This window comes from Pseudooceanicola antarcticus, from assembly GCF_900215355.1.
In the GTDB taxonomy this organism is placed as follows: domain Bacteria; phylum Pseudomonadota; class Alphaproteobacteria; order Rhodobacterales; family Rhodobacteraceae; genus Pseudooceanicola; species Pseudooceanicola antarcticus.
This window is the reverse complement of record NZ_OBEA01000005.1, coordinates 399,681-412,828: the sequence shown is the minus strand read 5'-3', so window position 1 is coordinate 412,828 and position 13,148 is coordinate 399,681. Positions and strand designations below refer to the sequence as shown.

Below are 13,148 nucleotides of genomic sequence, written 5' to 3'. Positions count from 1 at the left end.
GGTCATGGCGGCGGCGTGGTTCTGGGCGACAACGGCCAGATCCAGCAGACCGACGCGATGGACTTCACCCGGATCGAGACGGCCAATTCGACCGTCGGCGGTGCCGACAGCATCGACGCGGGCTCGGGCGACATGGTGGTCCTCGGTGGCCGCGATGCGGACGAGATCCGCATCGGTGATGGCTCTCATTCCATCGCCGGTGATCTTGCCGAGCTCGACTTCACCGCCGGTGTCCGCACCGACTTCAACGCGCTCACCAATGACCCCGTGGTCGGCGGCGACGACGTGATCGACCTGGGCCACGGCCTGCAGTGGATCATCGCCGGTGAGGGCGCGGACGATGTCACCGCCAAGGACGGCGGCGGCGTGGTGCTGGGCGACAGCGGTCGCATCCAGCAGACCTCGGGCAAGCTGATGACCCGTGTCGAGAGCTTCGAGCACGCCCTGGGCGGCGCCGACGAGATCGACCTGGGCTCCGGTGATGCGGTGGTCTTCGGTGGCCGCGACAGCGACACCATCCGGGTCGGCTCGGGCGATCACGTGATCGCCGGTGACTTTGCCGAGCTTGACTACACCAATGGCGCGCGCACCGACTTCAACGCCCTCAACGACCTGCCCGAAGCGGGCGCGGGCGATGAGATCGAGGCCGGGCAGGGCTCCAACTGGGTCATCGCGGGCCAGGGCGCCGATACGGTCGCGCTTGGACCGGGCGGGGCCGTGGTGCTGGGCGACAATGGCCGCATCCAGGCGACCTCGGCCGGGGCGCTGACCCGGATCGAGACCGCCAACAGCGAAGTGGGCGGCGATGACAGCATCACCGTCGGCGACGGTGACGTGGTGGCCTTCGGCGGCTTCGGCGACGACACGATCACCACCGCCAATGGTGACGACGTGATCGCGGGCGACATGGCCGAGCTCGACTATGTCGACGGCATCCGCTCGGTCTTTGCCAGCGTGATCGAGGATCCGGCCTTCGGTGGCGATGACCTGGTCTTGACCGGCGAGGGCGATGACTGGGTGATCCTGGGCGAGGGCGACGATACCGTGTCCTCGGACGCGGGCCTCAACCTGGCCATCGGCGATGCCGGTATCATCCAGGCCGATACCTCGGGTGCCTACTACCGGGCCGAGAACAACCAGTTCGCAACCGGTGGCGACGACACCTTCTACGGTGGCCGCAACCGCGACATCCAGATCGGTGGCGCGGGGCGTGACTACCTGGATGGCATGTCGGGCCATGACTACATCGCCGGTGACGGCGGCCTGATCCACGTCGACCCGATCGACGGCACCTACGAGATCACCTTCGAGAGCACCGAGATCGAGGTCGGCGACGACGACACGCTGATCGGTGGCGAGGGCCAGGACGTGCTGCTTGGCGGCATCGGCAACGACAGCTTCGATCTGAACATCGCCGATGACATCGTGGCCGGTGAATTCGCCCGCGTGCGGATGCGCCCCGACCCCAATTCCTCCGAGCCGGACAAGGAGGTCCTGACCTCCTTCCTGACCCCGGCCGTGCGGGACATCGACCTGCTGGCGCAGATCACCCTTGGCGTGAACTTCTCCTCCGGCAAGACCGAGGTTGAGGTCGTCTCGGGCTCCGATCCGGTGGGCGAGGCCGCGGCTGTGCCCTCGGTCAGCCAGATGCTCGCCGAGATGCGTGTCGACCTGGTGCTGAACGAGGACGAGGTGGGCGAGAACGAGGACCTGGCAGCCCTGCTGGAGGTCTTCGACGAGCCCGAGGAAGCGGTGCCCGGCATGACCGGCTTCACCTACATGCTTACCGAGGCGCCGCTGCTGGGTCAGGAAGCCCAGACGCCGGAGGACGAGGAAGCGCCCGCGGACGACGGCACGCCGCCGGAAACCGGGGGTGAGGCTCCGCCGCTGGAGGATGCGCGCGCCGTGCCCTTCGGGGAAGGCAGCGATACCGCTCTTGGCTGGGCGCTTGCAGCGGGCGAGAAGGTGGCCAATACTTCCGGCGCCGAGGCCCCCAGCTGGAAGATCACCGGATGGCGTTTCGGCAAGGGCGGCGATGCCGCCTGAGCCAAGGATGAAGTCGACCTGACCGGATGAACATGACGGCGCCCCTGACCATGCCGCTCTTCGAGCGTGCCCTGCGGCGACACCTGGCGGTGTTGCCGGGGCTGAAGGGCGTCCAGGCCTTCCTCGGCGAGGCCGGCGACTGGACCGAGGCCGCGCGCCTCGGCGATCTGCCGATGCAGGTGCACCGCCGGGTGCTGGCGGGGTTCGACCCCGACGCCGGCGGCTCGGTCGAGGCCATGGGCGAGGGGCAGGACGGCTGGCTGGCCACCTACATGGTGGGCGGACCGGGGCTGGACCTGGTGCTGATCCTGCGCCTGGCCGGGATCTCTCCGGGTGATCTTCAGACCACATTGAATGCCATCGAGGCGCGCACCGGCTGGCTGCTGGTGGCGGCGCTGAAGGACCGCGAGGAGGCGGGCGAAAGCCGCGCTCTCGGCGGGGCCGTCGGTGCCCAGGTGCTGATCGAGGCCGCCCGCGCCCGCAACCGCCGCCTGCTGGCCGACCAGTGGATCGCGCGGCTCGAGGGCTCTTTCCAGCCCGCGCTCACCGGCGTCTGCTGGCTGCGGGCGGATACGCCGACGCTGGCGGCGATCTCGGGCGGGGGCGGTATCGAGCGCCCCTCCGATGCCCGCCAGGCGATGGAGGGGCTGGCGGCGCTGGCCCTGCGCCATCGCACGCCGATGCTCACCGCGCCCGCCGAGACCCTGGCGCCCGAGGGGCTGACCGAGGATCCGGGCCGCGAGGACCCGCTGACCGCGCGTCTGCTCGACGAGGCACAGGTGCTGGTCGAACGCCTGGGCGGGGCGCGCGGGCTGATCCTGCCGGTCTGGCAGGGCGACAAGGCCGGGGCCGTGGTGATCCTGATCTTCGCCGAGGGCGAGGGGCAGGGGCTGCGCGCCGAGGGGGCCGAGACGCTCTCGGGGCTCTTGGGCGAGGCGCTGACGATCCAGGCCCGCGCCCATCCCGCGCCGCTGCGGCGGCTTGGCAATTTCATCACCGGCCTCGTGGTCGGGCTGTTCGGCAAGACCGCCTGGAAGCTGAAGCTGGCCCTGCTGCTGCTGGCCGCCGCCGCCACCGCCGCCGCCTTCATCCCGACCGAGGTCGCCCCCAGTTTCACCGCCCGCGTCGAAGCGCGCGAGCGGCAGGTGGTCTCGGCCCCCTTCGACGGTTTCCTGGCCCGCGCCCCTTACCAACTGGGTGACCGGGTCGAGCCTGGTGCGCTGCTGGTCTCGATGGAGGATGCCGACCTGCGCCTGCGGCTCAACCAGATCCGCGCCCGCCTGGCCGAGATCGACAGCGAGGCCGCCACCGCCCGTGCGCAGCGCGACACGGCGCAGGTGCGGCTGCTGGAGGCACAGCGCCAGCAATCCGAGGTCGACCTGGGCCTGACCGAACGCCAGCTCGAGCTGGCCAGTTTCACCGCGCCCTCCGAGGCGGTGGTGGTGGGCGGCGACGCCTGGCGCCGGGTCGGTGACCGCGTCCGCCTGGGCGAGCCGCTGATGGAGCTGGCCACCTCGGGTGCCTTCCGCGTGCTGGCCTTCGTCGACGAGGACTGGATTTCCGACCTGCCCGTGGGCACCCCCGGCACCATGCTGCTGACCGCCTATCCCGATCAGCCTCTCGAGGTCACCCTGGCGGCCATGGGCGGTCGGCCCGAAATGCGCGAGGGGGTGAACAGCTTCCCCGTCTGGCTGGACTTCACCGAGGCCACACCCGATGCGAACCTGCTCGACGGCATGCGCGGCGTGGCGCGGCTGGAGCTGGGCGAGACCTCGGCGCTGAAGGCCTGGACACGGGGCGCGGCGCGCTGGTTCCGCCGGACCCTCTGGCGCTGGAGCTAGGCCCATGGCCGGGCTGCGTCACCCCGACTGGCACCTCTTCGCCGAACGCCGCTTTCGCCGCCGCGCCGCCGTCAGCGCTTCGGCGCAGGTCTTCCGGGGCGAGCCCTATATCGTGCTCTCGGACCGGATCACCGGCCAGCATGTGCGGCTCTCGGCCCGCGCGCAGGACCTGTGGCGGATGCTCGACGGGCGGCGCACGGCGCAGGCGCTCTGGGAAGAGATGATCCGCCGCCCCGCCACCGCGCCCACCCAGAGCGAGCTGGTCGACTGGCTGTTGCAACTGGTCTCGTCGGGCCTGGTGCTGTCGGACCACGAGATCGACGCCGAAAGCCTGACCGAACGCGACACCCGCCGCCGCTCGCAGCAGATCGAGCAGCGCGCCGCCTCGCCCCTGTCGATCAAGGTCAAGCTCTTCGATCCCGAACCGCTGGTGAAGGTGCTCTGGCCCTTCACCTCCTGGCTGTTCACCCCCTTCGGCGGGGTCATGGTGGCGCTGCTGCTGCTCTCGGGGCTGGTGCTGGGGCTCATCCACCTGCCCGAGCTGACCCAGAGCGCCGACCAGGCGCTGCTGTCGCAATCGCGGCTGATCGGCGTGGCCCTGACCTATCCGGTGATGAAGTTCTTCCACGAGATGGCGCATTGCCTGGCGCTCTACCGCTTCGGTGGCAAGGTGCGCGAATGCGGGGTGATGTTCCTCGTCATGTTCCCCGTGCCCTACGTCGAGGCCTCCGAGGCCAACGCCCTGCCGGACAAGCGCGCCCGCATGCTGGTCGGCGGCGCGGGCATCCTGGCCGAGCTGGTCATGGCCTCGGTCGCGCTGCTGCTCTGGCTGGGGCTGGAACCCGGCCTCGAACGGGCGCTGCTGTTCAACTTCATCCTGCTGGGCACGGTCTCGACCCTGCTCTTCAACGGCAATCCGCTGCTGAAGTTCGATGCCTACTACGTGGTCTCGGACTGGCTGGAGCTGCCCAACATGGCCTCCCGTGCCGGCGCCTACCTGCAGGACCGCTTCCTGTGGCGCATCTGCGGGCTGCGGCCCGAGCTCGAGGTCAGCCGTTCCGAGGCCTGGATCTTCGGCATCTATGGCACGGCGGCGCTGCTCTACCGGACGCTGCTGACGCTGACCATCGCGCTGGTGGTGGCCAACTGGTTCTTCCTGCTGGGCCTCATCTTGGCGGCCTGGGCGGTGGTGATGGGGCTGATCTGGCCCCCCTACAAGACGATCCGAAAGGGGATGCGCATGGCTCGCGCCCAGAACCGGCAGTCGCGCGCGGGCCTGCGCGTGGCGCTCTTTCTCGCGGTGATCATCGGGCTGGCGGGCTTCGTGCCGCTGCCCTTCTCGGCCAGTGGCGCGGGGCAGGTCACCGCCCTGCCGCAGGCCAAGGTCACCGCCGGCACCACCGCCCGCGTCGCGGCCTTCCGCGTCGCCGATGGCGCAAGGGTCAGCGCGGGCCAGGAGATCCTGCGACTGGAGGATTCCGAGGCCCTGGCCCGGCGCGAGGCCCTGACCCTCAGCCTGGCCTACCTGTCCGAGGCGCAGACCCGTGCCGGGCTCGCCCCGCTGGAGCGCCAGCGGCTGGAGCGCGAGCAGCAGATCGCCGCCGAGGCGCTGGAGCGGGCCGAAGAGCGGGTGGCGGCCCTGGTCGTCACCGCGCCGCGCGACGGCCGTCTCGCCTGGGACGGGGCCCGCGCGCCGCTGAAGGGCAGCTTCGTCTTCCGCGGTGACCGGCTGGGAGAGATCCAGGCCCCCGATGCCATCGAGCTGCCGATCGCCTTCCCCGCCGCCTATTCCGGCCTGGCCCGTGACCGCGCCGAGGTCGATCTGCTGTTTCCCGACGGGACGGAAATCACCCTGCCGGTGCTGCGCGAAAGCGTTGTCGACAGCGGCGGCCAGGTGCCCGAGGCGCTGCTGGCCCCGGCCGGAGGCATGTTGCCCGCCGCGGCCGAGGGCCGGGCGCTGATCTCCAGCTGGATTGTCTGGGCGGCGCCCGAGGGCGACCTGTCCTCGCGCTCCGGCCTGCGCTTCGATGCCCGGATCGACCTCGGACAGGCCACGGCGGCAGAGCAGCTGCTGTTCCATGTCCGCCGTCTCTTCGTCCGGGTGATCCGGCTTTGAGCCTGACCGACGCCGCCCCGCCGGGCCTGCGCGCCTGGCGCCGGTCCCGCCGCCACCCGGTGCGGCGCGAGCTCTCGCGCCTGGGGAAGGCGCGGCTCTTCTTCGACGATCACGTGGGTTGGCGGATCAGCCGGGGCAGGGGGCTGGCCCCGGCCCGCCTGATTGCCCAGGCCCGCGAGGCCTGGGCGCTTCTGCAACCGCTTTCGGACGAGGACCTGGCCGAGGTCAACGCGGCGCTGCATATCCCCGCCGAGGGGCTGCTGACCCGCGAAGGCGCTGCCGTGCTGGCGCTGGTACTGGAAGTGATCCGCCGCGAGACCGGTCTCAGCTTGCGCGACAACCAGATCGAATGCGCCCTGCGCCTGCTGGCCGGCGAATGCGTCGAACTGCGCACCGGCGAGGGCAAGTCCCTGGCCGCGGCGCTGGCAGCGCTGGCGGCGGCCCGCGTCGGCATCTTCACCCACGTCGTGACCGTCAACGACTACCTGGCCGCCCGCGACCACGAGGGGATGCAGCCCATGGCCCGGCGGCTCGGGCTGACCTCCACCGTGGTCCTGCAGAAGCACTCCGACGACGAGAAGCGCGCCGCCTACGATCACGACATCGTCTATGGCACCAACAAGACCTTCGTCTTCGACGCCCTGCGCGACCTGCGCGAGGCCCGGCAGGGCAAGCGCCCGCAGAGCGCGCGCCAGATGGGGCGCAGCTTCGCCATCGTCGACGAGGTCGACAGCGTGCTGATCGACGACGCCACCGTGCCGATGATCCTGTCGGAGCCGACCGAGGCCCCGCCCGCCGCCGACCTGATGCTCTTTGCCGACCTGCTGAGCTTCGCCGATGCCTGTCGTCCGGGCCGCGAGCGTCGCGCCGATGCCCGTGGCAGCTGGCGGCTGACCGAGACCGGCATCCAGGCCCTGGCCGAAGAGGCCCAGCACTGGCCGCATCCGGCGGCCCGCGACGACGGCCTGATCGAGCTGGCCGAGATGGCGCTGACCGCCCTGCACAACTTCCACGACGGGGTGCACTACATCCTGCGCGAGGGCGAGGTGGTGATGATCGACCAGGCCACGGGGCGGCTCATGGACGACCGCAAATGGGCCTATGGCATGCAGCAGATGGTCGAGCTGAAAGAGGGGGTAGAGCCCTCTGCCGAGGCGCGCACTGTCGGCCAGATCACCCAGCAGAGCTTCTTCCGCTCCTACCGTCACCTGGCCGGGCTGACCGGCACGGCCCATGAATGCCGGGCCGAGTTCTGGTCGATCTACCGCCTGGCGGTGCGCCCGGTGAAACCCCATGCCCCCTCGCAGCTGAAGGACCTGGGCTTCCGTCTGCACCGCAACCCGGCGCGCAAGTGGCAGGAAGTGGCACGGCGCGCGCTCGAGGTGGCCCGGACGCGCTCGGTCCTGGTGGGGCTGAACGACGTGGCCGAGGCGGCGGCGCTGCAGGCGGTCTTTGCCGAGCTGGGCCACGAGGTCGCCGTGCTGGACGCGCTGGCCGAAGAGCAGGAGGCAGAGCTGGTGGCCGAGGCGGGCCAACTGCACCGCATCACCATCGCCACCCACCTGGCCGGGCGCGGCACCGATATCGGGCTGTCGCCCGAGGTGCGCGAGGCCGGCGGCCTGCATGTGATCATCGCCTCGGTCATGGCCTCGGGGCGGCTCGAGCGGCAGCTCTACGGCCGGGCCGGGCGGCAGGGCGATCCTGGCAGCTACGAGCGCCAGCTGGCCTTCGGGGACCGCGGCCTGACCGAGGGCGTGCCGCGGCTGACCCGTATCCTCTGCCTGGCGGCGCTGCGCCTGCGGCTGATGCCGCGCCGGGCGCTGGCGCGCATCCAGGGCGCGCGCGATGGCCGGGCGCTGTCGCTGCGCCGGGCGACACTGCTGCGCGAACAGGAACTGGCGCGGCAGCTCGGCATCCGCTAGGATTTCCCCATGACACCTGCTTTCGCTCGCGGCCGCATGGCCCTCGCCCCGCTCGCCATCTCTCTCATGGCTGCCAGCGCCAGCGCTGAAGAGCAGCCGATGCCGATGCCGCTGACCTGCCTGCTGTCGCCGCTGCATATCTCGGACGTGGGCTCCGAGCGCACGGGCATCGTCACCGAGGTCCGCGTGGACCGCGCCGACCTGGTGCAGAAGGGGCAGGTGCTGGTGCAGCTCGACCAGGCGCTGGTCGAGGCCGACCTGACCCTGGCCCGGATCAGCATCGAGGCCCTCTCGGACCGGCTCGAGAAGCTCGACCGGCTGGGCCAGCGCAACCTGGTCTCGGGCGAGGAGCTCGAGAAGACGCGCACCGACCTGCGCCTTGCGGTGGCCGAAGAGAAACGCGCCCGCCTGGCGCTTGAGCGCACCGTCGTGCTGGCCCCCTTCACCGGCTATGTCGCCTCGGTGGGGGTCGCCGTCGGCGAGCTCATCGGCACCGAGCCGCTGCTGCGTCTCATCGACATCGACACGCTGAGCGCCGAGATGGTCTTCACCGATGCCTATTACGGCGAGATCGCCGTGGGCGACGAGGTGGATTTCGCCATCGACCTCACCGGGGCCGAGGTCCGCGGCCGCGTGGTGGCGATTGACCCCTTCCTCGACATGGCCTCGAACACCTTCTCGGTGCTGGCCGAGATCGATAATTCCGACCGTGCCCTGCCGGCAGGGATATCCTGCCGGGTGGCGGGCTGGGACAAGAGCGCGGGCTGATCAGCCCGCCAGCGGCGTCAGTGCCGCGCGGGCCTCTTCCGGGGTGATCTCGAAATAGAGCGTGGTGAAGGGGCCCTTCACCGCATCCTCTCCGCCCGCCACATGGATGAGCGGCGCGCCCCTGGCGCAGGCCGCCAGCGCGGGCAGGCGAGGCTCGGTGCCCAGAGGCGCGAGCATTGCGGCGACCGCGCCCGGATCAAGCGGCGCCCGGCGCAGGGTGGCCAGCCACGAGCTGCGGTCCGGCGCCTCGGTGCGGGTGAAGATGCAGGTCTCGGCATTGAGCGGACGCAGCGCCTGTTCCAGCGCCATCGGATCAATCCCGAGCCCGCGCAGCGCGGCGCGCAGCGGCGGCATGAAGGCCTCTCGCGGGGCCATGGGCTGGGCGATGTAGCGGTCGATCCGGTTGCTGCCGTCGGGCAGGGCCTTGAACCCCGCATAGAGCGGCATCTCGGCCGGGTCCCCCTGCCTGAGCCTTGCCGCCAGGACCTCCCAGTACTGGGTGTAGAGCCGCACCGAACTGCCGTCGAGCCGCAGCGCCAGGCCGATGGCATCCGCGCCCGGACGGGCCTTCTCCCAGGCCTCCAGCAGGGTCTCGGGCAGACCCAGCGACACCGCCGCCTCGCGCAGGATGGCGGCGGCGGGGGCGCTGTGATCAAGGAAGAAGAGCACCCGGTCCTCGACCTCTCCGCCCGCGAAGGAGAACGAGCGCTCACAGCCATCGGCGGCGTCGATCAGACGCGAGAGCAAATCATACGAAAGCGGGGCAATTGGCAGGTGCTGTGACATGCCCAAAATGTCACACAAGAGATTGCGGTAATCCACAGGATTTACGATTTGACGCTATTCTGCGACAAATGCGTCGGGGTAATTCGCGCCCAGTATCGGGCGCTTTGAATTAGTGGGAGTGTACATGACCTTTTCGGCGAGCTTCGCAATGAAAACGGTTGTCTTCACGTCGGCCGGTATCGCGTCCTGTACGGCGCCGTTCGTCCTGGCGGACAATGTTGATTTCCTCGACCCTCCGCATGCCGTGGCCGCGCCCGAAGTGGCTCGCGACATGGGGCCGGAAACCGCCGAGGATTACGCCCCGCAGGACCTGCGCCCGCTGGTCCGCATCGGTGCCAAGCTGGCCTACAACGATGCGCTCGGCCCGGTCGTCGGTGCCTCCGTCGCCTCGGACCGGCTGTTCAATGACCGCGCCCGCCTGCGCTTCGGCATCGAGGCCAGCGAGGACAGCCTGGCCTACAATCTCGATCTCTCGGGCGATCTGACCGGGGGAGAGCCGGTCTTCGGTCTCGGCGTCTCGGCTGACCGCAGCCAGGCCAACGACCTCTATGCCTTCGACAGCCAGAGCCTCAGCCTGACCCCGCGCCTCAGCTGGACCCTGGGCGAGGGGCGCAGCCTGACCACCTACCTGTCGCTCTCCCAGGCCGAGATCTCGAATGTCTCGGGCACCACCTCGGCGCTGATCCAGAACGACGAGGGCAGCCGCGACCGCTATGCCCTGGGCCTGCGCTATTCCTGGCTCGATGCCACGCCGGGCGAGAACCGCCTCGGCCAGCGCCATGACCTGGTGCTCGAGCTGGGCTCGACCTCGGAAGACCACGAATTCCTGATGCTTCAGGCCAAGTCCGCCGCCAGCTGGAGCTTCGGCGCCGCCGGTGGCATCCGGCTGACCACGCGCCTGTCCGCCGGCACGATCCATGCGCTCGAGGGCGAGAGCCACGTGGGCGACCGCTACATGCTGGGCCAGGCCTCGCTGCGCGGCTTCGCCTTCGGTGGCTTCGGCCCCCGTGACATGGCGGTGGCCGATACGCCTGCGCTCGGCGGCAACAGCTTCGCCGTGGCCCGCGTGGACGCGCAATTCCCCAATGCCCTCGGCGACAGCCCGATCCTGCCCGGCGTCTTCCTGGATGTCGGCACGCTCTGGGGGCTCGACAATACCGCCGGTGGCGTCGCCGGGGCCGACCCGGTCGATGACGCCGCGCACCTGCGCGCCTCGGCGGGTGTCTCCTTCGAGTTCGACACCGGCGTCGGCAAGCTGACGCTGAACGCCGCCGTGCCGCTTCAGAAGCAGGATTACGACGAGGTCGAGAACCTCTCGCTGTCGTTCCAGACCTCCTTCTGATCTCCCTTGCCTCCGTCTCTGCGCCCTGATCCACTGGGCGCGGAAACGACCCGGCAAGGTGAAGACATGTCCCAGTACAACCAGCCGCTTGGCGGCAACGAGATGCCGCGCTTCGGTGGTCCCGCCACGATGATGCGCTTGCCCACGGCGGCAAGCGCCGAGGGCATCGACGCGGGTTTCATCGGCATCCCGATGGATATCGGCAGCTCCAACCGCCCCGGCACCCGTCTGGGCCCGCGCCAGATCCGCGACGAGAGCCGCATGCTGCGCCCCTACAACATGGCCACCGGCGCCGCGCCCTTCGAGCATATGCAGGTGGCCGACCTGGGCGACGTGCCGATCAACACCTTCGATCTGAAGAAATCGGTTCAGATCATCGCCAGCCACTATGCCGAGGTGCTCTCGCACGGGTGCAGGCCGCTGACGCTTGGCGGAGACCACACGCTCACCTGGCCGATCCTGCGCGCCATGCGCGACCGCCACGGGCCGGTGGCGCTGATCCATGTGGATGCCCATGCCGATATCAACGACGAGATGTTCGGCGAGAAGGTCGCCCATGGCTGCCCCTTCCGCCGCGCCTGGGAAGAGGGCTGCCTGATCAATGACAAGGTGTTCCAGATCGGGTTGCGCGGCACCGGCTATTCCCCCGAGGATTTCGACTGGGGCCGCGACAAGGGCTGGCGCGTCATCCCCGCCGAAGAATGCTGGTGGAAATCCCTCACGCCCCTGATGGAGGAGATCCGCGCCCGGATCGGCGATGCGCCCTGCTATCTCTCCTTCGATATCGACAGCCTGGACCCGGCCTTCGCGCCCGGCACCGGCACGGTCGAGCCCGGCGGTCTCAACACCTGGCAGGCGCTCGAGATCGTGCGCGGCTGTGCCGGTCTGAACCTGGTGGGCGGCGACCTGGTCGAGGTCTCTCCGCCCTATGACCCCTCGGGCAATACCGCCCTGATCGGCGCCAACCTGCTATACGAGATGCTCAGCGTGCTGCCGCACAAGGGGTAAACGCAGGGCAAATCCACCGTGCGCCCGACACCGACGTGATACCGACGTCATACCGACGCGATACAGACAGGCCACCGACGGGGATTCCGGCGCTTGCGGCGGCCCCGCTGGCCGGGCATCTTCCGGGCATGAGCCACACCCCAGATCCCCGCTTCCGCATCCGCCTCGATTACGGCGATGGCGTCGTGCTGGGCCCCGGCAAGGCCGAGCTGCTCGAGCGGATCGCCGGCACCGGCTCGATCTCTGCGGCGGGGCGCGAGATGGGCATGAGCTACAAGCGCGCCTGGCAGCTGGTCGAGGCGCTGAACTCCATGTTTCGCGTGCCTCTCGTGCTGTCGTCGCGCGGCGGTGCCAGGGGCGGGGGGGCCGCGCTGACCGAGGCCGGAGAGCAGGTCCTTGCCGCCTATCGCGCGCTCGAGAACTCCGCGAAAGAGGCGTCTTCCCAACCCCTTGCCACGCTGCGCGCACTTCGGCCCGAGGCGTCGGCGCGAAAATAGCGCTTGGCGCGGGGGGCGCCGAATGCGATATTTCCCACCAGACATAACGCAGGATATTCCATGCGCCGCGCGCCTCTTCTGACAGCCTGCCTTCTGGGCCTCCTACCGCTTCGCGCCAGCGCCGAAGAGGTCACCCTCTTTGCTGCCGCTTCGCTGAAGACCGCGCTCGAGACGCTGGAGCCGGTCTTTGAAGAGGCCACCGGCGCCGATCTGCGGATCTCGCTGGCGGGCTCCTCGGCGCTGGCGCGGCAGATCGAACAGGGGGCACCGGCGGATGTCTACATCTCGGCCAACCCCGACTGGATGGACCTGCTTGAAGGCGAGGGGCTGTTGGCCCCCGGCACCCGCAAGGACTTGCTTTCAAACGAGATTACCCTCGTCGCACCGGCTGGGGAAGCGCCCGAGATCGACCTGATGTCGCATCCCGAGCTGCCCAAGATCCTCGGGGCCGCTCCCCTTGCCATGGCCCTTGTCGAGGCCGTGCCCGCGGGTATCTACGGCAAGCAGGCCCTCACCTCCCTCGGCCTCTGGGAGGCCGTCGCCCCCCATGTCGCCCAGGCCGACAACGTCCGCGCGGCCCTCTCGCTGGTGGCCCTCGGTGAAGCCCCCCTGGGCATAGTCTACGCCACCGACGCGCGCGCCGAGCCCAAGGTCGAAGTGGTCGCCACCTTCCCCGCGGACAGCCACGATCCGATCCTCTATCCCATTGCCGCGCTTGCGGAAAACCGCAGCCCGTTGACCGAAGAGCTGCTGGTCTTCCTCACCGGCCCCGAGGCCCGCGCGACCTTCGAGGCCCAGGGCTTCACCTGGCTGGGAGACTGA

9 protein-coding genes and 1 pseudogene are annotated in these 13,148 nt (G+C 69.9%); 9 read left to right on the top strand and 1 reads right to left on the bottom strand.

What is annotated here, in order from left to right; translation table 11 throughout:
* The 5 genes and pseudogenes from CRO50_RS20210 to CRO50_RS14675 form a co-directional block, all read left to right on the top strand.
* A pseudogene (locus CRO50_RS20210) lies at positions 1–2,046 on the top strand (hypothetical protein); the annotation flags it as partial.
* 32 nt (positions 2,047–2,078) lie between these two features.
* Complete coding sequence (locus CRO50_RS14690) at positions 2,079–3,887, top strand: efflux RND transporter periplasmic adaptor subunit (protein WP_232617707.1); 1,809 nt, start codon at positions 2,079–2,081, stop codon at positions 3,885–3,887.
* A gap of 4 nt (positions 3,888–3,891) precedes the next feature.
* Positions 3,892–6,003 (top strand): peptidase M50, encoded by a 2,112-nt coding sequence (locus tag CRO50_RS14685; protein WP_097146665.1) that lies wholly within the window; start codon positions 3,892–3,894, stop codon positions 6,001–6,003.
* Positions 6,000–7,925: a preprotein translocase subunit SecA gene (locus CRO50_RS14680; protein ID WP_097146664.1), complete on the top strand. Its 1,926-nt coding sequence runs from the start codon at positions 6,000–6,002 to the stop codon at positions 7,923–7,925. Before CRO50_RS14685 ends, CRO50_RS14680 begins: the two co-directional genes overlap by 4 nt.
* 9 nt (positions 7,926–7,934) lie before the next feature.
* Positions 7,935–8,693 carry an efflux RND transporter periplasmic adaptor subunit gene (locus CRO50_RS14675; protein ID WP_097146663.1) on the top strand — a complete coding sequence of 253 codons (759 nt, stop codon included), beginning with the start codon at positions 7,935–7,937 and terminating at the stop codon, positions 8,691–8,693.
* On the opposite strand, the gene CRO50_RS14670 is transcribed toward CRO50_RS14675, so the two are convergent.
* Positions 8,694–9,479 carry a hypothetical protein gene (locus CRO50_RS14670; RefSeq protein ID WP_143516934.1) on the bottom strand — a complete coding sequence of 262 codons (786 nt, stop codon included), beginning with the start codon at positions 9,477–9,479 and terminating at the stop codon, positions 8,694–8,696.
* 148 nt (positions 9,480–9,627) lie between these two features.
* Here CRO50_RS14670 and CRO50_RS14665 point away from each other — a divergent pair, with 148 nt between their 5' ends.
* The 4 genes from CRO50_RS14665 (at position 9,628) to modA (ending at position 13,148) form a co-directional block, all read left to right on the top strand.
* Positions 9,628–10,821, top strand: a complete 1,194-nt coding sequence (locus CRO50_RS14665) for a BamA/TamA family outer membrane protein (RefSeq protein ID WP_157791709.1) — start codon at positions 9,628–9,630, stop codon at positions 10,819–10,821.
* Between the two features lie 66 nt (positions 10,822–10,887).
* On the top strand, positions 10,888–11,829 hold the full coding sequence (speB, locus tag CRO50_RS14660; RefSeq protein WP_097146660.1) for an agmatinase: 942 nt from the start codon (positions 10,888–10,890) through the stop codon (positions 11,827–11,829).
* A 128-nt stretch (positions 11,830–11,957) separates the two neighbouring features.
* Positions 11,958–12,326, top strand: coding sequence for a winged helix-turn-helix domain-containing protein (locus tag CRO50_RS14655; protein WP_097146659.1), 369 nt, complete (start codon positions 11,958–11,960; stop codon positions 12,324–12,326).
* A 60-nt stretch (positions 12,327–12,386) separates the two neighbouring features.
* Entirely contained in the window at positions 12,387–13,148 is a 762-nt protein-coding gene (modA, locus tag CRO50_RS14650; protein ID WP_097146658.1) for a molybdate ABC transporter substrate-binding protein, read from the top strand.